This window comes from Mycobacterium sp. NGS33 (assembly GCF_059812885.1).
In genome coordinates, this window is record NZ_JCALDN010000001.1 from 503,931 (window position 1) to 525,918 (window position 21,988).

Below are 21,988 nucleotides of genomic sequence, written 5' to 3' on the forward strand. Positions count from 1 at the left end.
CACGTAACTCGCATTTAATTTCCTCGCGCCGGGTCTTGACGCGCGCCGCTCATCAGCTCTCGGGCACCCAGCTCGAACAGCTCGGCGGCTACCGAGAGCCCGAGCTCTCGTGCCCGGCCGGGACTGCCGATCCCGGACGCGCGGATCACGTCAGACCCGTCCAGCGCCGCCACGCATCCGCGCAGCGACAGCTCTTCGAAGATCCGGCCTTCCTCATCGATGGACTCGACCACTTCGGCGATCGCGCCCACCGGTGCGGAGCAACCGGCCTCCAGTTCGGCCAGCAGGGCTCGCTCCGCAGTGACCGACGCCCGCGTGTCGGCGTCGTCCAGTTCCGCCAGCACTGCCGCTAACCGGCTATCACCGGCACGGCATTCGACGGCGAGCGCGCCCTGAGCCGGTGCTGGCAACATCTGCACCGGCTCTAGCGTCTCGGTGACGTCGTCGAGGCGACCGATCCGGGCCAGTCCCGCCCGGGCTACCACGATCGCGTCGAGATCACCACTGCTTACCCTGTTCAACCTGGTATCTAGGTTGCCTCGTAGGGGGCGGATTTCCAAACCGAGACCCAATGCTCTAAGCTGCGCGGCCCGCCGCGGCGACGAAGTGCCCACCAGCGAACCCGCTGGCAACTCCGCGAGCACCAGCCCGTCGCGCGCGACCACTGCATCGCGCGGGTCGTTGCGCACCGGTATGGCCGCCAGAGCAAACCTCGGGTCCTCTGCGGTGGGAAGGTCCTTGTGCGAGTGCACCGCGGCGTCGACACGGCCCTCTTCCATGGCCTCACGCAGCGCGGTGGTGAAGACGCCCACCCCGAGGTCTTCGATGGGCGCCGACGAGCGGTCCCCGGCGGTGGTGATGGTCACCAGTTCCGCCGGATGCCCCAGCGCGATCAAAGCGTCTCGGACCGTTCCGGCCTGGGTGGTGGCCAACAGGCTGCCCCGGGTGCCTATCCGGATCACGTTCGGCAATCGGCTACTCGGCGGTTTGCTGCGGAGTGCCCGCGTCGAATCCGCTTGCGATGACTGGCAATTCGCCCGCGGCCACGGCATCCACCGCGGTCTGGTCGAGCTCGAAGAGTTCGCGTAGCGCCTCGGCGTAGCTGTCACCGCCGGGCGCGCTGGCGAGCTGTTTGATCCGCACGGTCGGCGCGTGGAGCAGCTTGTCCACCACCCGCCGCACGGTGCGGGCCACCTCTTCGCGCTGGGCGCTCTCGAGCCCGGGCAGCCGGTTGTCGAGGCGCAGCAGTTCCGCTTCGACGACGTCGGCGGCGCGCTGGCGCAGCGCCGTGACCGTCGGCGTGACCTCGGCCATCCGCTGGCCGGCCAGATAGGCAGCAACTTCGGTGGCGACGATGTTGCGGGCGGCGTCGACGTCCGCGGCCGCGGCGTGCGCCGAGGGCTCATGCTGGACGCGGTCCACGTCGACCACCCAGACGCCGGGCAGGCCGGCCACCGCCGGGTCGACGTCGCGCGGCATGCCCAGGTCGCAGATCACCAGGGGGTTCGCCTCTTCGTCGCGGTGCCCGGCGGCCAGCGCGTGGTGCACGTCGGCCAGCGAGACCACCGGGGTCACCGCGCCGGTGCAGCTGACGACGAGGTCGGCACCGGCCAGGGTGTCGGCCAGCCGGTCCAACGGCAACGCGTCGGCCGGTATCCCGGTGTCGCGAATCTTGCGGACCAGGCGCTGGGCCCGGGACAGCGACCGGTTGAGTACGTGGACGTGCCCGATGCCCGCGCGGGAGAGGTGCGCCGCGGCCAGGGCGCCCATGGCTCCGGCGCCGACCAGGACCGCCTTCTTGCCGGACAGCCCGCCCAGCCGGCGTTCGGCCATGTTCAGCGCGACCGACACCACCGAGGCGCCGGCGGCGTCGATGGCGGTCTCGGAGTGCACCCGCTTGCCCACCGATAGGGCCCGCTGGGCCAGCTCATGCAGCACCCGGCCGACGGTGCGATTGGCCTCGGCGTCGGCGTACGCGCGACGGACCTGACCGAGCACCTGCTGCTCGCCGATCACCGCGGAGTCCAGGCCGCTGGCGACCGCGAACAGGTGCTCGACGGCGGCCTCGCTGTACCGCACGTACGCGTATTTGGTGAGGTCGGCCATCGACATGCCGGACTGTTCCGACAGCACCTGCCCGATCACGGCCAACCCCCCGTGGAACGCGTCGACCACCGCGTAGACCTCGACGCGGTTGCATGTCGACAGCACCATCGCCTCGGTCACCAGCGGCGACTGCAAAACCCGGTCGACGATCTTGCCCTGATCGGCCTCGTCGATGCTGAGTTGTTCCAGGACGGAGACCGGCGCACTGCGGTGCGAAACCCCGAAGAGCAAGACGCTCACGGCAGCATCACCTGGCCAGCTCCCTTGCTTCCTCCAGTAACTGAACTGCTGTCCACGGTAAACGTTTATCAGCTGGGCTACCAAATAATTGCCCGCCGCCGGCCGGCGGCCAGCTGCTGACCGGTCAGCGGGCGAGATCGGCCCGCAGCCGCGGCTCGTCGATCTCCCAGTAGCTGTGTTCGCGGCCGTCGAGCAGGATCACCGGGAGGCGGTCGCCGAACTCGGCCCGCAGCGCGGGATCACCCGCCGCGGCGGCCGCGTCGACGTCGGTCGTCGACAACTCGAAGCCCAACTCCGCGGCCAGTTCGACCAGCCGGGCGTGCACCCGCTCGCAGATGGCACAGCCGTCGCGGGTCAACAGCTCCACCTGTGGCCGGCCGGTCGCCTCAGTCATGGGCACCAGTGTGGCATCGGTGACTTGTGGGCCCATTTACCAGGCGTTATGTTCCGACTATGGCCGATGAGACGCTCCGGGTCGATCCCGTCGTGATGCAGGGCGCCGCCGTCTCGCTCGCCGGTGCGGCCGAGCAGCTTTCGGCCCAGCTGTCCCAGCTCGACGACCAGGTGGGCCAGCTGTTGGGCGGTTGGCAGGGCGCGGCCGGCACCGCGTACGGATCCGCGTGGGAGCTGTGGCACAAAGGCGCCCGCGAGGTAGAGCTGGGGCTGTCGATGCTGGCGCATCTGGTGGGCCAGGCCGGCGGGGCGTATCAGGCCAACGAGGCCGGATCCACTCAGGCGGAGCGGGCGGTGCGCGGTGGCTGAGGCGTTTCGGGTGGATCCGCAGGCGCTGGCCGATGCGGTGCAGCGGATGGCGGCTTTCCAACGCTATGCCGAAGACATGATCAACGAAATCGATTCGCGCGTAACGCGTTTGCACGCATCGTGGACGGGCGAAGCCGCGGCGGCGCACGCCGAGGCGCATCAGCACTGGGTTCGCGGCGAGGCGATGATGCGCCAAGCGCTGACGCAACTGGAGAAGGTAGCCACGACCGCGCACGGCAATTACACCGGCGCAATGTCGACGAATCTCGGCATGTGGTCGTGAATCCATGGCGCCGCTGGCGTGTGACCCGACTGCCCTAGACCGCGCCGGTGCCACGATCCTGACCACCGGCGTTTCCTTGGGCTCGGTGATCTCGACGCTGACCACGGCATTGGCCGGCACTGCGGGGATGGCCGGTGACGATCCGGTGGGCGCGGCGCTGGAACTCAGTGGGCAGTAGTCGATGCTAACGGCCAATTTGTGATGATCGACTTTTTGCTTAAAAAGGGTTACCTCGCTTTAGGGTAGCGGCTATCAATTCACGAGAGGCTCGGGATATGAGCGATGGTCACCTAGGTCCCCGCGACTTAGAGGCCGAGGTAATTTCGAATTACAACATGTGGCGCACCGTCGCCAACATGGCAGGGAGTGGCGGACCCTACGACGAACCCGACTGGCAGGGTGGCCGACTCTACTTCCGCTCAGATTATTCGGAGAAGGTTAAAAAGTGGCCCGAGTGGGCCGAATCTGGCTATTGGGGAGCCTGGATCATTTCGCCTGCGCAGGATGAATATTTTTGTGTTGTTCATTCGCTACTACACGAGAGAGCAGCACAGCGCTCCGAAGACATTCAAGCGGTGTTCTCGCGTTTTGGAGATGCCGGAAAATACATCATCTTGCAGATTGGCGATTCTCTCCGGTATCGGTTGGGCTTAGACACACTGTCTGTCAAATGGGAGGCCCGCGGTCTCAATCCCCGCATAAAGATCGCGCCACCCAAACAAAACGTTGTCGAGTTAATGTTGCACGAAAGCCCAGGACTTCAGAGAAAATACGCGGAAACGCATCTAAAAACATTTGTTCTGCAAGATGACGCCAATTCATACGGTTTCGCCTTACCCGGGGAACAAACCACTATGGAAGTTCTCGCGCTGTCGTTCGACGAACTGACCACGGCTTTACTGGACGGCATGCCGGACGGCATCGCCTCTGAGGTCACGCGCTGGCGAGAGTAAGAGCTGCCAGCGTCACGCTCGCCGGCCCGGGACACGTCAACGCCCGCACGCCATCTGCCCGATAGGGTTGAAGACCGGGCACCCGCTGGGTCGCCAGGCACCACAGCGATCTAGGAGGTTTGGCGATGACTTCCTCTGACCCGGTCAACGCAGACCACGCCGGTTATGTTGATCCGGAGTCGCTGGCCGCGGACGCCAGCGCCGCGCGTGCGATCGAGGGCATGCAGGAAGCCGCCGCCTCCGAGGACCGCCCCCAGCCGCCGATCGACCTGACCGCGGCCGCCTTCTTCGACGTGGACAACACCCTGGTGCAGGGCTCGTCGGCCGTGCACTTCGGGCGCGGGCTCGCCACGCGCAACTACTTCACCTACCGCGACGTCGTCGGATTCATCTACGCGCAGGCCAAGTTTCAGATCCTCGGGACGGAAAACAGCAACGACGTCGCCGCCGGCCGGCGCAAGGCGCTCGCCTTCATCGAGGGCCGGTCGGTCGAACAGCTGGTCGCGCTGGGCGAGGAGATCTACGACGAGATCATCGCCGACAAGATCTGGCCCGGCACCCGCGAGCTCACGCAGATGCATCTGGACGCCGGCCAACAGGTCTGGCTGATCACCGCGACGCCCTACGAGCTCGCCGCGACCATCGCGCGACGCCTCGGCCTGACCGGCGCGCTGGGCACCGTCGCCGAATCGGTCGACGGCGTCTTCACCGGCAGGCTGGTCGGCGACATCTTGCACGGCACCGGCAAGGCGCACGCGGTGCGGTCGCTGGCAATTCGCGAGGGGCTCAACCTGAAACGCTGCACCGCCTACTCGGACAGCTACAACGACGTACCCATGCTGTCGCTGGTGGGCACGGCCGTCGCCATCAACCCCGACGCCCGCCTGCGCGCGCTGGCCCGCGAGCGCGGCTGGGAGATCCGCGATTTCCGCACCGCCCGCAAGGCGGCCCGGATCGGGGTGCCGTCGGCGTTGGCGCTGGGCGCCGCCGGTGGTGCGCTGGCCGCGCTGGCCTCTCGGCGACAATCACGCTGATAGGCTGCGCCGCGCAGGCACAATCGACGGAGGGCATAGCGCCATGACGACCCCCAAGGAAGCCGAAGGACTCATCGGCAGCCATTACCGCGCGCCGGATTACTTCGAGGTCGGTCGCGAGAAAATCCGCGAATTCGCCCGGGCGATCAAGGACGACCACCCCGCGCACTTCGACGAGAGTGAATCCGCGAACGCGGGGTACACCGACATGGTGGCGCCCCTGACGTTCCTCGCGATCGCCGGGCGCCGTGTGCAGCTGGAGATCTTCACCAAGTTCAGCATCCCCATCAACATCGCCCGGGTCATCCACCGCGACCAGAAATTCAAGTTCCACCGGCCGATCCTGGCGCACGATAGGCTGTACTTCGACACTTACCTCGACTCGGTGATTGAGTCGCACGGCACCGTGCTTGCGGAGATCCGGAGCGAAGTGACCGACGCCGACGGACAGCCGATCGTCACGAGTGTCGTCACGATGTTGGGAGAGTCCTCAAACCAGGAGGACGTCGAAGCTACCGCCGCGGCAGTGGCATCCATATCAGCAGGAAAGTTAGGGGCGTTGTAAATGACTGCTCAGGGGGAAACGGGAAGCACGCAACTCAAACCGCCGGTCGAAGCGGTCCGATCCCACTACGACAAATCGAACGAATTCTTCAAGCTGTGGCTTGACCCGTCGATGACCTACAGCTGCGGCTACTTCGACGAGAATCCGGACCCGCAGAATCTGACCAAGACGCTGGAAGAGGCGCAATACGCCAAGCGCAAGCTGGCCCTGGACAAGCTGAACCTCGAGCCCGGCATGACGCTGCTGGACATCGGCAGCGGCTGGGGGTCGACGATGCGGCACGCGGTGGCCGAGTACGACGTCAACGTCATCGGTCTGACGCTGAGCGAGAACCAGTACGCCCACTGCGTGGCCGAGTTCGACAAGATGGACAGCCCCCGCCGCAAAGAGGTCCGGATCCAGGGCTGGGAGGAATTCCCGGGCGACGTGCCGATCGACCGCATCGTGTCGCTGGGCGCGTTCGAGCACTTCGCCGACGGCGCGGGCGACGCCGGGTACGAGCGTTACGCCACCTTCTTCAAGAAGTACTACGACCTGCTGCCCGACGACGGCCGGATGCTGCTGCACAGCATCGTGGTGCCCAACGCCGAAGAGGGCAAAAAGCTGGGCTTGCAGGTGAACATGACCCTGCTGCGGTTCATCAGTTTCATCCTCAAGGAGATCTACCCGGGCGGGAAGCTCCCCCAGGTCGACCTGGTCGATAAGTACTCGACCGACGCGGGTTTCAAGATCGAGCGCCACCACTTCATCGGCAAGAACTACGTGCCGACCCTGACCGCCTGGGCGGACGCCCTCGAGGCGCACAAGGAGGAGGCGATCGCCCTGAAGGGGCAGGAGACCTACGACATCTACTTGAAGTACTTGCGGGGCTGCTCGGACCTGTTCCGCGACGGCTACACCAACGTCTGCCAATTCACCATGGTGAAGTAGTCGGCTTCTCAGAAGGTCAACGCCATCGCGGATTTCCGCGATGGCGTTTCCTTTTGCGCGGCTCAGCCGAAGAAGATGTTGCGACGGCCGGCGAGCAGCCGGTACAGCGTCTGCTGGATCGTCTCGCGCACCTGGTCGGTCAGCTCGAAGGTGACCATCGGATCGTCGGCGTCGGAGGCGGCGTAGTCGTCGGTGTAAATCGGTTCACCGAAGGTGATGTGCCATTTCGACGGCAGCGGCACCAGGCCGAGGGGCCCGGCCAGCGGGAACAGCGGCGTGATGGGGAAATACGGCAGCCCGAACAGCCGAGCCAGCAGCTTGACGTCGGTGAGCATCGGGTAGATCTCCTCGGACCCGATGATCGAGCAGGGAATGATCGGCGCCTTGGTCCGCAGCGCGGCCGTCACGAACCCGCCGCGGCCGAATCGCTGCAGCCGGTAGCGGTCCTCGAAGCGCTTACCCAGCCCCTTGTAGCCCTCCGGGAAGACGGCGGTGAGCTCGCCGGCGGCGAGCAATCGGTGCGCGTCCGTCGTGCAGGCCATGGTGTGGCCCGCCTTGCGGGCGGCCTCGCCGACAACCGGCAGGTCGAACACCATGTCGGCGGCGAGCAGTCGCAGCTCGCGCTGCGCGGGGTGCTCGTCGTGCACGGCCACCGAGAGCATCAGCCCGTCGAATGGCAGCACGCCGGCGTGGTTGGCGACCACCAGCGCGGCGCCCTCGGCCGGCAGGTTCTCGATCCCGCTCACCTCGACCCGGAACCAGTTCCGGAAGAACACCCGCAGCAACGGCAGCACGATCGCGCTGTTGAAGTGCGGGTCGAAACCGAACTCGTCGACGCTGTAGTCACCGGTGATGCGCTGGCGCAGGAACCCGGCAACGGCGGCGACGCGCTGCGCCAGATCATTCAGCGGTGCATCGGCGGCCGCGGCGCCGGCGGCGCGGCGGTGTTCGTCGATCTCGCGAACCACCGCGGCGATCTGCTCGGCGGACGCGCGGCCATTCGGATCCGACAGCAACGAAGGATGTTGGCGAGCGGACTCCGCTCGTTGGTCGGCTCTCCGACGCGCCGCTACCCGACCCCGATTCGTATGCAGTGGAATGACATTCGCTCTGGTTTCACCCGCCACGATACCTACCTGACCCCACCCCACGGAATTGGATTTCGGCTACCCCAGCGCTGGGCCAGGGATATGGCGCGACCTTCCCAGGAGCGTACCCGATGTGGGTCGATAATGGGAGTCAGGCTTCGGCCGCGAACATAGTCGTCAAATGCTTCTGCCGTCGTCCATTTCGGTTGGAAGCCAAGTTCTGAGCGCATTCGGCTGGTATCCATGACGCGGCCATAACTCAAGTAATCAAACTGATCCCGACTGATCTCGTTGTAACGATTTGCGCGCCGTAACGAATCCAGGGCCCAGACGCCGAAACCCGGTACGGGCAAAGGAATCCGGCCGGCCCGCCGGATCGCTTGCGACAGCATGATGATGCCGTCGGCGCCGATGTTGAACGTTCCCGCCTTGCCGGCCATCGCCGCGCGCTCCAGCGCGCCCAGCGCGTCTTGCTCGTGCAGCAGCTGCAATCGCGCGTCGCGGCCGAACATGGTTGGCACCAAAGGCCCGGCCAGATAACGCGACAGCGTGGTGTCCATCGCCGGGCCGATCATGTTGGCCAACCGCAGGATCGTCACCGCGATGTCGGGCCTGCGCCGTCCCAATCCGCGCGCGTAGGCCTCGATGTCGAGGCTGTCCTTGGCGAAACCGTCGCGGAAGGGGCGACGGCTGGTGCTGTCCTCGGTGAACATCACCGGGTCGTGCGCGCTCGACCCGTACACCTCCGACGTCGACTTGAGCACCACCCGGCGCACCGAGGGCGCCTTCTGGCAGGCCGCGAACAGCTGCATCGCGCCCATCACGTTGATCTCTTTCAACGCGGCGGTACCGCCGGACCGCGGCGCGTAGGACGCGGCCGCCGCGTGCACCACCGTGTCGACGTCGCCGTTACGAATCACCTTGGCTATGAAGGGATTTCGAATGTCGGCGCGGACGAACTCGGCGCGCCCCATCCGGCGCAGCATGTCCTTGCTCGGGGCGATCGCATCCACCGCGATGACCCCTTTGATCATCGGGTTCTGCGCGAGCCGGGCCGTCAGGTACCCACCCAGGAACCGGCAGGCACCTGTGACCAGCACGATCTTGGGGTAATGCACCGTGTTGCCGGCGGTGTCGCCCGGCCCGGTGTTCTCCCCATTCGACGGATCCACCCGAACAGCCTAGCGGCCAGTCGAGATCGCGGCACTATGCCGCGGACGCGGTTACTTGCCGAGTTTTCTGCGCTGCACCCGGGTGCGACGCAGCAGCTTGCGGTGCTTCTTCTTCGACATACGCTTGCGCCGCTTCTTGATTACTGAACCCATGAACTCCGCTATCTGACCGTGACCTGCTTCAAAGATTGGACCCAGACACTTTACCCGGCGGAACGCACCGAACACCAAACCGGCGTCGGCCGATCGCCGCGCGACGGCGGAGCCTGAATGCCGCCCGCGAGCGGCACGGTTTCAGGTCAGCCGGCGTCGAAGTACGACGTCTCGAGCATGTCGTGGACGGCCTTGGCGTGCACCCGGAAGGACCGGCCCACCCGGACCGCGGGCAGCTCGCCGTTATGCACCAACCGGTACACCGTCATTTTGGAGACCCGCATCAACGCCGCCACCTCGGCGACGGTGAGGAACTGCGTCCTGCCCTGCTGGCTGTCGACGGAACTGGCGTCCCGTGGCTTACCTGCAGCATCTCGCGCTGATGGCCCGTTACTAGACGTCATCGCAACCCAATCGTGTCAGGCACGCGCATGCCAGCGGCTTCCCCTCCGCTGGCACCCACACGTGCTTACAAGAGGAGAATAGCGGGACTAATGGGGTTACTGGTACTGGTGGGGGACAATCAGTTCAAAAAACTTGGATTACTCTGATGTAATTCTTAGCTGCTCAGAGCGCATTTTTGCGGCCTGAACGGCCGCATCGACGGCCGCACGCAGGCCCCCTCGTTCCAGCTCACGCAGGGCGGCCGCGGTGGTGCCGCCGGGTGAGGTGACCGTCGCCCGCAGCTGCGTCGCGGTGGCGTCCGCCCGCAGCCCCGGCCCGTCGGCCTCCCCCACCTGCCGGTCGGCGTCCATGCGTTCCAGCAGCATCGCGGCCGAGCCCGCCATGGTCTGCGCGGTCAGGTCGGCGGCCACCTCGCGGCTCAGGCCCGCCGCCACGCCGGCGTCGACCAGGGCCTCCACCAGCAGGAAGAAATACGCGGGGCCGGACCCCGAGAGCGCGGTGACGGCGTCCATCTGGCCCTCCGGAACGCTCAGCACCCCGCCGACCGAGTCGAACAGGGCCGAGACGCCCTCGAGCTGGGGCGCGGTGACGAACCTCCCCTTGGCCAGGGCCGTGACCCCGGCGCCGACCAGGGCCGCGGCGTTGGGCATGGCCCGCACCACCGGCGTCCCGGCCGGAAGCTTGGACTCGAAGTAGGTGATGGTGATCCCCGCCGCGACCGTGACGAACACCTGCTCGGCGGTGTCGCTCTCGGCGGCGCCGGCCGCGCGGGCGATCTCGGCCATCACCGACTCAACGTCGGCGGGCTTGACCGCGACCACGACGAACGATGCGTTCTCCACGGCGTCGGACACCGAGCTGATCAGCACCGAATAGGTGTCGGCCAGGTACTTGGCGCGCTCGGGAACCCGCTCGACCACCACCAGATCCTTGACCTGCCGGCCAGCCCGCAGCAGACCCGACAGCAGTGCCTCCCCGATGCTGCCGCCACCGATGATCGCGATTCTTGCCATGCCGGACAGCATCGCAGACCTCGCGCGCTAGCGAGCGGCAGGGACCAATGCCAGCTGGCGGGCCTGCACCACCAGGCGGCCCAGGCTGTCGACGACGGTGTGGTCCTCGTCGAACCAGTCGTGCCCGATCTCGGTGCAGGTCGCGATGATGCGCAGCCAGCCGTCGGCCGGCAGGCCGCGCAGAAACGCCGTCAGCTGGATCGTGGGCGCCCAGCCCGTCCGGTCCACGGCGAACGTCACCGGCGCCGACAGATCACCGCACATGAGCGCGAACAGCGCGTCCGGGGCCACCCCCCGGGGGCGCGCCCACATCTGGATCACCGGCGGGCGCCCGTCGCTGCGGGGCTGCATCGTCGACAGCACCGGCCGCACGTCGCAGCCCTCCCCCAGGTGCACGAGGCCGGCCAGCGGATGCCCGGGCCCGATCGGCTCGATGTCGTCCGGGGGCTCGGGCGCCATCACGTCGGCCACCGGGTGGGCCGACAGCAGCGGCCCGGCCGCACCGTCGACCGGATAAAGCTCGGGCTCGCCCAGGTTGACCACCGCGTGCACCGCGGTGCGATCCCCCTGGTTCAGCTCGACGTCGACGACGCTGATCCGCCGGCCGCGCTTGCGGATCGACGTCACCAACTGCACCTGCCCCGGATCGGGCGCCCACAAATAACTCGCCGACACCGCGACCGGCTGCTGGACCGGTTCGGCGCCGTCCGCGGGGCCGCCGCAGACCGTGCGGGCGGCGTTGGCGCACAGCGCCAGCATGGCGCCGCCGTGCACCTTGGGGCCGATGGTCCAGCGCTTGTCGAGTTCGCCCTCGAACACGCCGGAGCCGACCTCCCGCAACGTCATCGCGGTGGTGAATAACGCACTCATATGTGTGGATTTCTCCTGGCTAGGTCAGCGCAGCAGATGCGTGCGGGCAAACTGCAGCGATTCGGCGAGCATGGTCTCGCGCTCGTTGGCCGACCGCGCGCTGGACGTCGACACTTCCAGGACGACGTGTCCGGCGAATTGGCTGGCGGCCAGCATCTGGCACACCTCGGCGGTGGGCTGGGTGCCGCGCCCGGGCACCAGGTGCTCGTCGGCGGGCAGACCGTTGCCGTCGCACAGGTGCAGGTGGACCAGGCCGCTACCCATCCGCTGGGCCATGTCCAGCGAGTCGGTGCCCGCCGTCGCGGTGTGGGACAGGTCCAGCGTGTAATGCGCGTGGTTGCCGTCGAGTGGGTCGTAGGAGGGCGCGAACGCCGAAATTGCCGGGCCGGGCCCGCCGCCGCGTTTGCGCATCCGTTCCAGGGACTGGCCGGCCCCGAACAAGCGGTCCGCCCGGAACGGGAACATGTTCTCCACCGCGACCAGCACGTCGCTGGAGGCCTCCAGCGCCGCCACCTGCTCGCTGAAGCCCTCGGCGTAGCGCCGCTGCCAGCGAAACGGCGGGTGCACGACCACGGTCTGCGCGCCCAGTTGTTCGGCGGCGCGCACACTGCGATCCAGCTTGGGCACCGGGTTGGCGCCCCACACCCGCTGCGAGATCAGCAGGCAGGGCGCGTGCACGGACAGCACGGGGACGCGGTAGCGCCGCGACAGCTTCTTGACGGCGGCGACGTCCTGGCTGACCGACTCCGCCCACACCATCAGCTCGACGCCGTCATAGCCGAGCCGGGCCGCGTACTCGAAGGCGGCCTCGGCCCGCAACGGGTACACCGAAGCCGTGGAAAGGCCGACTTTGATGGCAGGGCGCACTGTCTACGGTTGCCGCTAGCCCGATTGCAACGACAGCGCCAAGGGTCCCAGGGTGATCAGCGCACCCACCGCGACCGCGATCAACGTGCTGGCGATGTCCTCGGTCTTGCGGACCACCCGCACCCCGGCCACCAGGCCCAGGATGACCAGCACCGATAGCACCAGCGCCACCAGGCTGTTCCACCGCCACAGCTGGTCGAAGGCCACGAACAACCCGCCGCCGAACGCCACGGCCAGCATCGACTGCAGCACAACCACGCCACTGCGCCACAGCGCGTCGAATCTGCCGTGCTCCGGGTGAACATCCAGGTCCGCGTCCGCGTGCCGGTCCTCATCGAGGTCCTCGTGGCCCAGCACGCCGGCGCTCAGCGATCCCTCGGCGTCCTCGTCCTCGTCCAGCTCGGCATCCCCGGACCGCAAAAACGAGCGCACGTACGCGGAGTCCTCCAGCGCGGGTTCGGCCTCGCGCACTTCGGAGTCCATGACGTCCACGGGGACGTCGGCGTAGTGGTCCATGGGGTCGGGGCTCATGCCCTCGGCCCCGGAGGATTGCCCCGGCTGCCCGGTGCCGTTGCGGGACGAGCCGGGCCGGCCGGCGTCGGGCAACGGCCGCGGGTATTCGCTGCGCTCGGGCCCCGACGCCCGCTTGGGCTGCGGCGGCGACTTGGGCCAGCGCGGTTCGGGCTCCGACCAATAGGGGGTTTTGGGCTCGTCTGTGGTTACCGGCTCGGCGACGGCGTCCCGGGGCGCGGGTTCGGCCGGGGCGGGCTCGGCAACCTCGATCGTGTCGGTGGCGCCGTGGTCGGCGTCGTCGTCATCGCGGACCACCGGGATTTCGCCGGTGAGTTCGGCGACGGTCACCGAGTCGCTGTCGCCGCGCCTGCGGCGGCGCCGCCGGGTGACCGCCGGGGCGCCGATGGTTCCGTTTCTGGCCAGCAATTCGGCCACCGAGATGGGCCGAGTGCCGGGGCTCTCGGTCTCGGAGTGCGGTCCGGTCATGGTTTGTCGCCTCTCGATCGGTTCTGATTCCGATCAACTACCTGACCTCCAGCATTGCGCACCGAAGGCTCCATGAGGGCCGATCCGTCGGCTTCGCTGTCGAGTTTGCGCAAGATGAGACCTTCCCGTAATGCCCACGGGCAAATATCCACCGATTCGATCGACAGCGCTCGCATGCTTGCCTCCGCCACCAGAGCACCCGCAACGATCTGCGGTGCCCGCTCGGCGCTCACTCCTTCCAGTTCTGCCCGGTCAGCGGTCGTCATCCTAGAGATGAAAGATATGAGTTGCCTGAGGCCGTTTGCTGTGAGCGTCCGCTTGACCCGCGGTCCGGCGCCCGACGGCGCCGCGCCGGTGAGCCGCGCCAGCGACCGAAAGGTCTTCGACGTCGCCACCGTCAGGTCGGGACTACCCGCCTCCAGGATGTTCACGCTGGCTTCGGAGAGCTCGGCGTCGAGCCAGTCGCGCAGCATCGCCACCCGGCGCCGGCCGGGCGGGTCGTCGGGCAGCCACTCGCGGGTCAGCCGCCCGGCACCCAGCGGCAGCGACAACGCGACCTCGGGCTCCTCGTCCACGCCGCTGGACATCTCCAGCGAGCCGCCGCCGATGTCGAGGTTGATGATGCGGCCCGCGCTCCACCCGTACCACCGGCGCACCGCCAGGAACGTCAGCCGCGACTCGTCGACCCCGGTGAGCACCCGCAGTTCCACGCCGGTCTCCTTGCGCACCCGGCTCAGCACGTCGTCGGAATTGCCGGCGTCGCGGACCGCGGACGTGGCGAAGGCCATCAGCTCCGCGCAGCCCGAGCTGTCGGCGATCTTGGCGAATTCGTCGATGGTCGAGATCAGCTTCTCGGCACCGCGTTTGGTGATCTTGCCGGCGCTGTCGGTGGCCTCGGCCAGACGCAGGGTGGCCTTCGTCGAACTCATCGGCGTCGGGTGACCGCCCCGGTGGGCATCGACCACCAGCAGATGCACCGTGTTGCTGCCCACGTCGAGAACGCCCAATCGCACGTAAACAAACTAACGAAGCCTTCGAAGCGGTGCTTTGCGCGACCCGGTTAACCCACCGTGATCACGGCCATACGGGGCCCGAGTGTCAGCGGCTCGGATCGCCCGAATCGTGGTCTAACGTGGACCGCGTGGCGAATTCGCACCCCGCGCCGGGACAAGAGGTCGAGCTGGATTTCGCCCGCGAATGGGTGGAGTTCTACGACCCCGACAACCCCGAACACCTGATCGCGGCGGACCTGACCTGGCTGCTCTCCCGGTGGACGTGTGTGTTCGGCACTCCGGCGTGCCGGGGCACCGTGGAGGGCCGCCCGGACGACGGGTGCTGCTCGCACGGTGCGTTCCTGTCCGACGATGACGACCGCGCCCGCCTGGACGACGCGGTGCAGAAGCTGACCGACGCCGACTGGCAGTTCCGCGAAAAAGGTTTGGGCCGCAAGGGTTATCTGGAGCTCGACGAGCATGACGGCCAACCGCAGTACCGCACCCGCAAGCACAAGGACGCGTGCATCTTCTTGAACCGGCCGGGTTTTCCGGGCGGTGTCGGCTGCGCGCTGCACAGCAAGGCCCTCAAGCTGGGCGTGCCCCCGCTGACCATGAAGCCCGACGTCTGCTGGCAGCTGCCGATCCGCCGCAGCCAGGAATGGGTGACCCGGCCCGACGGCACCGAGATCCTCAAGACCTGGGTCACCGAATACGACCGCCGCGGTTGGGGTTCCGGTGGCGCCGACCTGCACTGGTACTGCACCGGCGACCCGGCCGCCCACGTCGGCGCCAAGCAGGTGTGGGAAAGCCTGGCCGACGAGCTCACCGAGTTGCTGGGCGCCAAGGCCTATTCGGAGCTGGCCGCAATGTGCAAGCGCCGCAGCAAGTTAGGGCTCATCGCGGTGCACCCGGCCACCCGCATCGCCGAGTAGCCCCGCACATTTCACGATCATCGCCGGTAAGCCGTGGAACTGCCGTACGCCTGACCGTCCTGGGTCGGTCAGCTGGCCATGCCGGCGAAGAACGCGCCGGTGATGAGGCCGATGATCATGGCCATGAGCACCTGCCCGAGAGCCGCGGCCACAAAGGTGGAGCTGACCCCCGCTATGAAGAGCAGCAAAAGCAGGCTTACCCACAGCCGGTGAGCGGTGATCAATGATCCCGCGGCGGGAGACGGACCGGCGATCGCCGCACGGTTCTGCCTTCGGATCATTGGCAGCCCCCAATCCATGAGTCACTCACAACATACCCCTCCGGTGACCTGAATCACAGCGGCGCCCGGAACGTTGCGCTCTGCGCCGACGGCGGCGGTTAACGCACGTATGGGGCCTTCGACAACCTCTCGCGGGCAGGCCGGTCGTAGAACCTCGGCGTACCCATCGCGCCGCTTGAGGCAGCCGTGGCCGGCGTGGGTGATGTCGTGCCCCCCGCGTTGGCGTGGCGTCCGTCCGTTATGGGGTAGGTTTTTTACGATCTCGTCAGGGAACCCGGGTTCCGTTGTGGCGGACGCGCGGCGACTCGATGCCAGGTGTCTTGAATGAACGAAGCGAAGGGGGCAGGGGGCATGCAGTGGTTTACCGGCTGGTGAAGCGCTTCTGGATTCCGATGCTTCTTGTGGTCGTGGCCGCGCTCGGCGCCTACGCCATCCTGCGGATTCACGGGTTCGGAGGACCGCGAGCGCCGAAGTCAGCGGAGGGGTCTGGGATTACCGCGAACTTCAACCCGAAGCACATAACGTACGAGATCACCGGGTCCGGTGGCACCGCGAACCTCAACTACCTCGATGAGAACGGTCAACCCCATCTCGTCGAAAACACGCCGCTGCCTTGGTCATTCACGATCGTGACGACGCTGCCGTCGATGTCGGCCAACATCATGGCTCAGGGTGACCGAAACGTCAGCGGCCTTCGATGCCGGGTCACGGTCGACGGTGACGTGCGCGACGACCGGGCCAGCACCGATTTGGTTAAACCGTTCATCTACTGCTTGGTGAAATCCGTATGAGCATCCAGCAATCGAAGCCCCATCGCCCGTTCTTGGGGCGGATGGTCCGGACCTTCTCGCTGCCGATCATCGTGTTCTGGGTGCTCGTGGCGATCGGCCTGGGCATGCTGGTCCCCTCCCTCGATGAGGTCGCGGCTAGCCGGTCGGTGCCCATGAGTCCGACCAATGCGCCGTCCTACCGGTCGATGCTGAACATCGGCAAGGTCTTTCAGCAGTACGACTCGGATTCTTCGGCGATGGTCGTGCTCGAGGGCAAGGACAAGCTCGGCGATTCCGCGCACAAGTTCTACGACGAGATCGTCGCCAAGCTGAAGGCCGATCACCAGCATGTGCAGAACGTTCAGGATTTCTGGAGTGATCCGTTGACCGCGGCGGGCTCGCAGAGTGTGGACGGGAAGTCCGCGTACGTGCAGATCTTCCTCAACGGCTCACAGGGCACTAGTGAGAGCCATGAGTCGGTAGCCGCTGTTCGTCAGATCGTCGCTTCGGTGCCGGCGCCGCCGGGCATCAAGGCCCACGTCGCCGGCAACAGCGTTCTCAACGCCGATACCAGCGTCGCCGGGCATCAAAGCATGGCGACGATGGAGTTGGTGTCGGTCGCCGTCATCATCGTGATGCTGCTCGCCATTTACCGCTCGGTCGCGACGATGCTGGTGTCCATGGTCATCATCGGCCTGGAACTCTTTGCCGCGCAGGGGGTTACCGCCACAGCGGGTTACCTGAAAATCATCGGCTTGACCCCGTACGCGGTGAGCATGGTAACCATGCTGGCCCTGGCCGCCGGAACGGATTATGTGATCTTCCTGCTGGGCCGATATCAAGAGGAAAGATCAAAGGGCCTAGATCGCGAAACCGCGTTCTATGTGTCCTATCACGGTGTCTCGCACGTCATTCTGGGTTCCGGCTTGACGATTGCCGGCGCCACCATGTGCCTGAGCTTCACCACGCTGCCGTATTTCAACACCATGGGTTTGCCTTGCGCGATTTCGGTCTTGGTGATCATCGCCGCGGCGCTGACGCTGGCGCCGGCGATGCTCACGGTGGGGTCCAAATTCGGGTTGCTCGACGCCAAACGTGACCTCTCGGCACGGGGCTGGCGCAAGGTGGGCACCGCTGTCGTTCGGTGGCCGATCCCCATCATTTTTGTGACCACCATGGTCGCCATCATCGGTTTCGTCAGCCTGCTGACCTATGTGCCGCAGTACAACGACCAGAAGTTCACTCCCGCCAACATGCCGGCCAACCTCGCCATGGGCGTCGCGGACCGGCACTTCTCCCAGGCTCGGATGAACCCGGAATTGTTGATGCTGCAGGCCGACCACGACCTGCGCGATCCCGCGGACATGCTCGTCATCGACCGGGTCGCCAAGAACGTGGCACACATGCGGGGCATCGATCGGGTGCAGACCATCACCCGCCCACTGGGTTCGCCGATCGAGCACAGTTCGATCCCGTTCATGCTCGGTGCGCAAAACGCCGGCACCCTGCAGTCCGCGAAATTCAACAACGACAACTCGGCTCAAATGCTCGAGCAGGCGGACGAGATGAGCAGGACGATCGCCAACATGGAACGCATGTACACCATCACCAAGGAGATGACCGAAACCACGCACAGCATGGTCGGCCGCACGCACGAGATGGTGGACACCACCAATGAATTGCGCAATAACATCGCCGATTTCGAGGATTTCTTCCGTCCGCTGCGCAGCTACTTCTATTGGGAAAAGCACTGTTATGACATCCCGATCTGCTGGTCACTGCGGTCGGTGTTTGACACACTGGACGGGATCGACGCACTCGCCGACCAAATACAAGGCCTCACAACCGATTTGGATCGTTTGGATCATTTGCTGCCGCAGATGTTGCCGGTGCTGCAGAACACCATCAGCTCGATGGCAAAAATGCGCGACTTCATGATCGCGACCCACAGCACCATGGCCGGCACCCAGGCCCAGCAACAGGAACTGGCCAAGGGCGCGACCGAGATCGGCCTGTACTTCGACCAGGCCAAGAACGACGACTTCTTCTACCTGCCACCGGATGTGTTCCAGAACCCAGATTTCAACCGTGGCCTCAAGATGTTCGTATCGCCCGACGGCAAAGCTGTCCGCTTCATCATCACGCACCAGGGCGACCCCGCCTCCACCGAGGGCATCGCCCACGTCCGGGACCTCAAAGGTGTCGTCGCGGACGCCATCAAGAACACCCCACTGTCCAATGCAAAGGTGTCCCTTGCCGGCACCGCATCGATGTACGCCGATATGCAGGACAGCGTCAAAACCGACCTGATGATCGCTGTCATCGCGTCGATGATCCTGATCTTCGCGATCATGTTGGTTATCACCCGCAGTCTGGTCGCAGCACTGGTGATCGTCGGCACGGTGGCCGCGTCGCTGGGCACCGCATGCGGGCTGTCCGTGCTGCTGTGGCAGGACATCCTGGGCTTAGGCGTCCAATGGATCGTGATCCCGCTCTCCATAGTGATCCTGCTGGCGGTCGGCTCGGACTACAACCTGCTCGTGGTCTCGCGCCTCAAAGAGGAGATACACGCAGGACTCAACACCGGCATCGTCCGCGGCATGGGGGCAACCGGACGCGTCGTCACCGCGGCTGGGATGGTGTTCGCGTTCACCATGATGTCGATGATCGTCAGCGACCTGCGCGTCATCGGCCAACTGGGTATGACCATCGGCATCGGCCTGATCGTCGACACGCTGATCGTGCGTGCGTTCATGACCCCATCGATCGCCGCGGCACTCGGCCGCTGGTTCTGGTGGCCGCTGAACACCTTCAAAATTGTGCAGAGGACGCGTCTTGGACGGCATTCCGACGACAGCACCGCGCCAATCCCGCAGGTCGCAACCACATGAATGCCACCCGAACGTCTGGCCGGCTGTCGACACCGTCGTCGACCGCCGGTCGACCCGAATGCCTGGCCGAATCCCAGTCCAAACTGCGCCAACGTACCGACGGGCGCCTGGACCGGTCGCGTGATCCCGCAATCCTCGACGCGGCCTTGGAAATGATCGTCGAACACGGCTACGACGCCACCAACATGAACGACATCGCCGCACGGGCCGGTGTCGGTAAAGCCGCCATCTATCGCCGCTGGTCATCCAAAACGGCACTGATCACCGACGCGTTGGTCTATTGGCGACCGGATCTATTGGACGACGACCCGCCCGATACCGGCAGCCTGTCGGGTGACCTGGAGGTGATCGCCGAGCGCGCAGCCCGCAACGACGACGGTCTGATCTCCAATGACCTGATCCTGCGCGTCGCGTTGGAAGCTGCTCAGGATCCCGATCTGGCTTCTGCGCTCGACGATTTGATTCTCTTCAAAGGCCGCCGGGTGATGTCAGCCATTTTCGCCCAAGCTGCCGAGCGCGGCGAGATACCCGGCGACCGCGATTGGTTACTTGTCGCCGATGTGATCGTGGCGATGGGCGTGCTACGGGCCGTGGGCGGACAGGCCGTCGACGCCAATTTCGTCCGGCAGGTCATCAATACGCTTGTGCTGCCGGCGGTCACCTGCCCGTCCACTGCTGGCCCTGATCACCAATAACTCGCCGGCGCTGCCGTCGGGCTAGCCTTCGAGCTTGTAGCCCAGCCCGCGCACCGTCACCAGGTGCACCGGGTTGGCCGGGTCGGCCTCGATCTTGGACCGCAGCCGCTTGACGTGGACGTCGAGGGTCTTGGTGTCGCCGACGTAGTCGGCACCCCACACCCGGTCGATCAGCTGTCCGCGGGTCAGCACCCGGCCGCTGTTGCGCATCAGATACTCGAGGAGGTCAAACTCCTTGAGCGGCAACGTGATCGTGTCACCGTTGACCGAGACCACATGGCGTTCGACGTCCATCCGCACCGGGCCGGACTCGAGCACACCGTCGCTGATCTCCGAATCGTCGTCACCGCCGCGGCGCAACACCGCGCGGATGCGCGCGATCAGCTCACGCGCCGAATACGGCTTGGTCACATAGTCGTCGGCGCCGAGCTCGAGGCCGACGACCTTGTCGATCTCACTGTCGCGAGCGGTCACCATGATCACCGGCACGCTGGACCGCGCACGTAGCTGCTTGCAGACGTCGGTGCCGGACATCCCGGGCAGCATCAGGTCGAGCAGCACGATGTCGGCGCCGCCCCGGTCGAACTCGGCGAGCGCGGCCGAACCGTCGGTCACCACGGTGGCCTCGAAGCCTTCCTTGCGGAGTAGGAACGCCAGCGGATCGGCCAGCGACTCCTCGTCCTCCACGATCAGCACACTGGTCATCGGCGCGATTCCTCCTCATCGCTACGCTCTGCATCGTCATGCGCGCGGGTCATCGACTTAGTTCTTCCTTTCGTTGTGAGCGGTTGGGCCGCACGTCGCGGCCCTGCGACTGCTCGGATTCACCATCGTCTTGATGAGACGCCTTTGCCGCCGGAATGGACAAAGTGAACGTCGATCCGGTTCCCGGCTTGCTCCACACGCCGATGCTGCCGTTGTGGTTGGCCGCCACGTGTTTGACGATGGCCAGGCCCAGCCCGCTGCCACCGGTGGCGCGCGAGCGGGCCTTGTCCCCACGGAAGAACCGCTCGAAAACCCGTTCCTGGTCTTCCAGGGCGATCCCGATGCCGCGGTCGGTCACCGCGATCTCGATGTTCTCGCCGCGGCGACGGCGGCTGATCGACACCGGCGAACCCGGCGGCGAATAGGCGATGGCGTTGGACACCAGGTTGGCCAAGGCGGTGACCAACAGAGTCTCGTCGCCCAGCACCCGCAAACCGCTGGGCGCGTCCGTGCGAACCTCGATGTCGGCGTTGTCGGCCCCCACCTTGTGCCGCGAAATCGCTTCGCTGACAACCTTGTCGACGTCGACCTCGATGACGTTGGGCAGCCGCTCGGCGCCCTGTAGCCGGGACAGCTCGATCAGTTCGGCGACCATGTCGCCGAGCCGGTTGGCCTCGACGAGCACCTTCTCGGCGAACCGCCGCACGGTTTCGGAGTCGTCGGACGACGCCAGCAGGGCCTCGGCGAGCAGGGCCATGGCGCCCACCGGGGTCTTGAGCTCGTGGCTGACGTTGGCCACGAAGTCCCGCCGGGTCGCCTCCATCCGCGCGTAATCGGACTGATCGTGGGCGAAGACCACGGCGAACCGGCGGTCTTCTTCGCTGAGCAACCGCGCCTGGCCGTGCACCGAGAGCCCCGACCGGCCACCCGACCGTTTCGCCGGCTGCAGGTCGAATTCGACGTCGACGCCGGTCAGCGCCTGCTGCGCCGCCTCCCAGGCCTGGTCATCGAGCTGACGGTCGCGCACCAGCCCCAGTTCCTTGGCCCGTTCGTTGAGGTAGACGACGTCGCGATGGGCGTCCACCACCGCCGCCCCCAGCGGCATCAGGGCCACGATGCGTTGCAGCATCTGCGCGACGGTGATCCCGGTCCATTCGATGCCGACGCGCTGGCGGCGTTGTACCGCCCGCGGTGATAGCCGGGTCCCGACCAAAACACCCGCGGCCAACGTCAGCGCGGACAAAACCCCGGCCAGCAACAGCGCCGAGAACACAGTCAC

Annotated in this window: 26 protein-coding genes; 11 read left to right on the forward strand and 15 right to left on the reverse strand. The window is 66.2% G+C overall.

Annotated elements, in window-relative coordinates; genetic code table 11:
* Positions 1 to 14: 14 nt before the first annotated feature.
* From hemC to AC5Y5B_RS02160, 3 genes are all read right to left on the reverse strand, one after another.
* Complete coding sequence (gene hemC, locus AC5Y5B_RS02150) at positions 15 to 962, reverse strand: hydroxymethylbilane synthase (RefSeq protein ID WP_112631729.1); 948 nt, start codon at positions 960 to 962, stop codon at positions 15 to 17.
* Positions 963 to 975: 13 nt separating this feature from the next.
* Positions 976 to 2,346, reverse strand: coding sequence for a glutamyl-tRNA reductase (locus tag AC5Y5B_RS02155; RefSeq protein ID WP_112631595.1), 1,371 nt, complete (start codon positions 2,344 to 2,346; stop codon positions 976 to 978).
* A 124-nt stretch (positions 2,347 to 2,470) separates the two neighbouring features.
* The gene (locus AC5Y5B_RS02160) at positions 2,471 to 2,740 is read right to left on the reverse strand and encodes a glutaredoxin family protein (RefSeq protein ID WP_112631730.1); all 270 of its coding nucleotides are present in this window, start codon (positions 2,738 to 2,740) and stop codon (positions 2,471 to 2,473) included.
* Between the two features lie 59 nt (positions 2,741 to 2,799).
* On the opposite strand from AC5Y5B_RS02160, the gene AC5Y5B_RS02165 reads away from it, so the two are divergent.
* From AC5Y5B_RS02165 to AC5Y5B_RS02195, 7 genes are all read left to right on the forward strand, one after another.
* Positions 2,800 to 3,108 carry a WXG100 family type VII secretion target gene (locus tag AC5Y5B_RS02165; protein WP_112631596.1) on the forward strand — a complete coding sequence of 103 codons (309 nt, stop codon included), beginning with the start codon at positions 2,800 to 2,802 and terminating at the stop codon, positions 3,106 to 3,108.
* Positions 3,101 to 3,391, forward strand: a complete 291-nt coding sequence (locus AC5Y5B_RS02170; RefSeq protein ID WP_112631597.1) for a WXG100 family type VII secretion target — start codon at positions 3,101 to 3,103, stop codon at positions 3,389 to 3,391. The genes AC5Y5B_RS02165 and AC5Y5B_RS02170 overlap by 8 nt, the downstream gene beginning before the upstream one ends.
* Before the next feature lie 4 nt (positions 3,392 to 3,395).
* Complete coding sequence (locus AC5Y5B_RS02175) at positions 3,396 to 3,569, forward strand: hypothetical protein (protein ID WP_500003867.1); 174 nt, start codon at positions 3,396 to 3,398, stop codon at positions 3,567 to 3,569.
* Between the two features lie 97 nt (positions 3,570 to 3,666).
* The gene (locus tag AC5Y5B_RS02180; protein ID WP_500003161.1) at positions 3,667 to 4,344 is read left to right on the forward strand and encodes a hypothetical protein; all 678 of its coding nucleotides are present in this window, start codon (positions 3,667 to 3,669) and stop codon (positions 4,342 to 4,344) included.
* A gap of 125 nt (positions 4,345 to 4,469) precedes the next feature.
* The gene (locus tag AC5Y5B_RS02185) at positions 4,470 to 5,378 is read left to right on the forward strand and encodes an HAD family hydrolase (RefSeq protein ID WP_112631598.1); all 909 of its coding nucleotides are present in this window, start codon (positions 4,470 to 4,472) and stop codon (positions 5,376 to 5,378) included.
* Positions 5,379 to 5,421: 43 nt separating this feature from the next.
* Positions 5,422 to 5,943 carry an FAS1-like dehydratase domain-containing protein gene (locus AC5Y5B_RS02190; RefSeq protein ID WP_112631599.1) on the forward strand — a complete coding sequence of 174 codons (522 nt, stop codon included), beginning with the start codon at positions 5,422 to 5,424 and terminating at the stop codon, positions 5,941 to 5,943.
* The gene (locus tag AC5Y5B_RS02195; RefSeq protein WP_112631600.1) at positions 5,944 to 6,873 is read left to right on the forward strand and encodes a cyclopropane mycolic acid synthase family methyltransferase; all 930 of its coding nucleotides are present in this window, start codon (positions 5,944 to 5,946) and stop codon (positions 6,871 to 6,873) included.
* Positions 6,874 to 6,935: 62 nt separating this feature from the next.
* On the opposite strand, the gene AC5Y5B_RS02200 is transcribed toward AC5Y5B_RS02195, so the two are convergent.
* The 9 genes from AC5Y5B_RS02200 to AC5Y5B_RS02240 all read right to left on the reverse strand — a co-directional run bounded on the left by AC5Y5B_RS02200 (position 6,936) and on the right by AC5Y5B_RS02240 (position 14,453).
* On the reverse strand, positions 6,936 to 8,024 hold the full coding sequence (locus AC5Y5B_RS02200; protein WP_205869017.1) for a lysophospholipid acyltransferase family protein: 1,089 nt from the start codon (positions 8,022 to 8,024) through the stop codon (positions 6,936 to 6,938).
* Positions 8,006 to 9,133, reverse strand: coding sequence for an SDR family oxidoreductase (locus tag AC5Y5B_RS02205; RefSeq protein ID WP_112631603.1), 1,128 nt, complete (start codon positions 9,131 to 9,133; stop codon positions 8,006 to 8,008). Before AC5Y5B_RS02205 ends, AC5Y5B_RS02200 begins: the two co-directional genes overlap by 19 nt.
* A 51-nt stretch (positions 9,134 to 9,184) precedes the next feature.
* A complete protein-coding gene (locus tag AC5Y5B_RS02210; RefSeq protein ID WP_003402602.1) occupies positions 9,185 to 9,286 on the reverse strand; it encodes a 30S ribosomal protein bS22 in 102 nt (33 codons plus the stop codon).
* 146 nt (positions 9,287 to 9,432) lie between these two features.
* Positions 9,433 to 9,690 (reverse strand): cell division/environmental response transcriptional regulator, encoded by a 258-nt coding sequence (locus AC5Y5B_RS02215; RefSeq protein ID WP_040629292.1) that lies wholly within the window; start codon positions 9,688 to 9,690, stop codon positions 9,433 to 9,435.
* Positions 9,691 to 9,828: 138 nt separating this feature from the next.
* Positions 9,829 to 10,704, reverse strand: a complete 876-nt coding sequence (gene proC, locus AC5Y5B_RS02220; RefSeq protein ID WP_205869018.1) for a pyrroline-5-carboxylate reductase — start codon at positions 10,702 to 10,704, stop codon at positions 9,829 to 9,831.
* Positions 10,705 to 10,731: 27 nt separating this feature from the next.
* Positions 10,732 to 11,574 (reverse strand): thioesterase family protein, encoded by an 843-nt coding sequence (locus tag AC5Y5B_RS02225; RefSeq protein WP_112631605.1) that lies wholly within the window; start codon positions 11,572 to 11,574, stop codon positions 10,732 to 10,734.
* 24 nt (positions 11,575 to 11,598) lie between these two features.
* The gene (locus AC5Y5B_RS02230; protein WP_112631606.1) at positions 11,599 to 12,441 is read right to left on the reverse strand and encodes a sugar phosphate isomerase/epimerase family protein; all 843 of its coding nucleotides are present in this window, start codon (positions 12,439 to 12,441) and stop codon (positions 11,599 to 11,601) included.
* A 15-nt stretch (positions 12,442 to 12,456) separates the two neighbouring features.
* Positions 12,457 to 13,440 (reverse strand): Rv0497 family membrane protein, encoded by a 984-nt coding sequence (locus AC5Y5B_RS02235; protein WP_112631607.1) that lies wholly within the window; start codon positions 13,438 to 13,440, stop codon positions 12,457 to 12,459.
* A complete protein-coding gene (locus AC5Y5B_RS02240; RefSeq protein ID WP_007768252.1) occupies positions 13,437 to 14,453 on the reverse strand; it encodes a Ppx/GppA family phosphatase in 1,017 nt (338 codons plus the stop codon). Before AC5Y5B_RS02240 ends, AC5Y5B_RS02235 begins: the two co-directional genes overlap by 4 nt.
* Positions 14,454 to 14,572: 119 nt before the next feature.
* Between AC5Y5B_RS02240 and AC5Y5B_RS02245 the strand changes: the two genes are divergently transcribed.
* Positions 14,573 to 15,367 carry a DUF3109 family protein gene (locus AC5Y5B_RS02245; RefSeq protein ID WP_112631608.1) on the forward strand — a complete coding sequence of 265 codons (795 nt, stop codon included), beginning with the start codon at positions 14,573 to 14,575 and terminating at the stop codon, positions 15,365 to 15,367.
* Positions 15,368 to 15,435: 68 nt separating this feature from the next.
* Here AC5Y5B_RS02245 and AC5Y5B_RS02250 read toward each other — a convergent pair whose 3' ends face one another.
* Positions 15,436 to 15,666 (reverse strand): hypothetical protein, encoded by a 231-nt coding sequence (locus AC5Y5B_RS02250; RefSeq protein WP_112631609.1) that lies wholly within the window; start codon positions 15,664 to 15,666, stop codon positions 15,436 to 15,438.
* Positions 15,667 to 15,956: 290 nt separating this feature from the next.
* On the opposite strand from AC5Y5B_RS02250, the gene AC5Y5B_RS02255 reads away from it, so the two are divergent.
* From AC5Y5B_RS02255 to AC5Y5B_RS02265, 3 genes are read left to right on the forward strand one after another with little or no spacing between them, the layout of a single operon-like run.
* Positions 15,957 to 16,439: an MmpS family transport accessory protein gene (locus tag AC5Y5B_RS02255; protein WP_112631731.1), complete on the forward strand. Its 483-nt coding sequence runs from the start codon at positions 15,957 to 15,959 to the stop codon at positions 16,437 to 16,439.
* Positions 16,436 to 19,309 carry an MMPL/RND family transporter gene (locus AC5Y5B_RS02260; protein ID WP_112631610.1) on the forward strand — a complete coding sequence of 958 codons (2,874 nt, stop codon included), beginning with the start codon at positions 16,436 to 16,438 and terminating at the stop codon, positions 19,307 to 19,309. The genes AC5Y5B_RS02255 and AC5Y5B_RS02260 overlap by 4 nt, the downstream gene beginning before the upstream one ends.
* Positions 19,306 to 20,004, forward strand: a complete 699-nt coding sequence (locus AC5Y5B_RS02265) for a TetR/AcrR family transcriptional regulator (protein WP_112631611.1) — start codon at positions 19,306 to 19,308, stop codon at positions 20,002 to 20,004. Before AC5Y5B_RS02260 ends, AC5Y5B_RS02265 begins: the two co-directional genes overlap by 4 nt.
* 21 nt (positions 20,005 to 20,025) lie before the next feature.
* Here the strand turns inward: AC5Y5B_RS02265 and regX are convergent, their stop codons facing one another.
* Positions 20,026 to 20,709, reverse strand: a complete 684-nt coding sequence (regX, locus tag AC5Y5B_RS02270; RefSeq protein WP_007768263.1) for a two-component sensory transduction protein RegX — start codon at positions 20,707 to 20,709, stop codon at positions 20,026 to 20,028.
* A 49-nt stretch (positions 20,710 to 20,758) separates the two neighbouring features.
* A complete protein-coding gene (locus AC5Y5B_RS02275) occupies positions 20,759 to 21,988 on the reverse strand; it encodes a sensor histidine kinase (RefSeq protein WP_112631612.1) in 1,230 nt (409 codons plus the stop codon).

Excerpts from the sequence above, each read along its gene's own strand:
- AC5Y5B_RS02160 (WP_112631730.1), bottom strand. The coding sequence starts at position 2,740 with ATGACTGAGGCGACCGGCCGGCCACAGGTGGAGCTGTTGACCCGCGAC.
- AC5Y5B_RS02165 (WP_112631596.1), top strand. The coding sequence starts at position 2,800 with ATGGCCGATGAGACGCTCCGGGTCGATCCCGTCGTGATGCAGGGCGCC.
- AC5Y5B_RS02175 (WP_500003867.1), top strand. The coding sequence starts at position 3,396 with ATGGCGCCGCTGGCGTGTGACCCGACTGCCCTAGACCGCGCCGGTGCC.
- AC5Y5B_RS02180 (WP_500003161.1), top strand. The coding sequence starts at position 3,667 with ATGAGCGATGGTCACCTAGGTCCCCGCGACTTAGAGGCCGAGGTAATT.
- AC5Y5B_RS02185 (WP_112631598.1), top strand. The coding sequence starts at position 4,470 with ATGACTTCCTCTGACCCGGTCAACGCAGACCACGCCGGTTATGTTGAT.
- AC5Y5B_RS02190 (WP_112631599.1), top strand. The coding sequence starts at position 5,422 with ATGACGACCCCCAAGGAAGCCGAAGGACTCATCGGCAGCCATTACCGC.
- AC5Y5B_RS02195 (WP_112631600.1), top strand. The coding sequence starts at position 5,944 with ATGACTGCTCAGGGGGAAACGGGAAGCACGCAACTCAAACCGCCGGTC.
- AC5Y5B_RS02210 (WP_003402602.1), bottom strand. The coding sequence starts at position 9,286 with ATGGGTTCAGTAATCAAGAAGCGGCGCAAGCGTATGTCGAAGAAGAAG.
- AC5Y5B_RS02215 (WP_040629292.1), bottom strand. The coding sequence starts at position 9,690 with ATGACGTCTAGTAACGGGCCATCAGCGCGAGATGCTGCAGGTAAGCCA.
- proC (WP_205869018.1), bottom strand. The coding sequence starts at position 10,704 with ATGGCAAGAATCGCGATCATCGGTGGCGGCAGCATCGGGGAGGCACTG.
- AC5Y5B_RS02225 (WP_112631605.1), bottom strand. The coding sequence starts at position 11,574 with ATGAGTGCGTTATTCACCACCGCGATGACGTTGCGGGAGGTCGGCTCC.
- AC5Y5B_RS02235 (WP_112631607.1), bottom strand. The coding sequence starts at position 13,440 with ATGACCGGACCGCACTCCGAGACCGAGAGCCCCGGCACTCGGCCCATC.
- AC5Y5B_RS02250 (WP_112631609.1), bottom strand. The coding sequence starts at position 15,666 with ATGGATTGGGGGCTGCCAATGATCCGAAGGCAGAACCGTGCGGCGATC.
- AC5Y5B_RS02255 (WP_112631731.1), top strand. The coding sequence starts at position 15,957 with ATGCCAGGTGTCTTGAATGAACGAAGCGAAGGGGGCAGGGGGCATGCA.
- AC5Y5B_RS02260 (WP_112631610.1), top strand. The coding sequence starts at position 16,436 with ATGAGCATCCAGCAATCGAAGCCCCATCGCCCGTTCTTGGGGCGGATG.
- AC5Y5B_RS02265 (WP_112631611.1), top strand. The coding sequence starts at position 19,306 with ATGAATGCCACCCGAACGTCTGGCCGGCTGTCGACACCGTCGTCGACC.
- regX (WP_007768263.1), bottom strand. The coding sequence starts at position 20,709 with ATGACCAGTGTGCTGATCGTGGAGGACGAGGAGTCGCTGGCCGATCCG.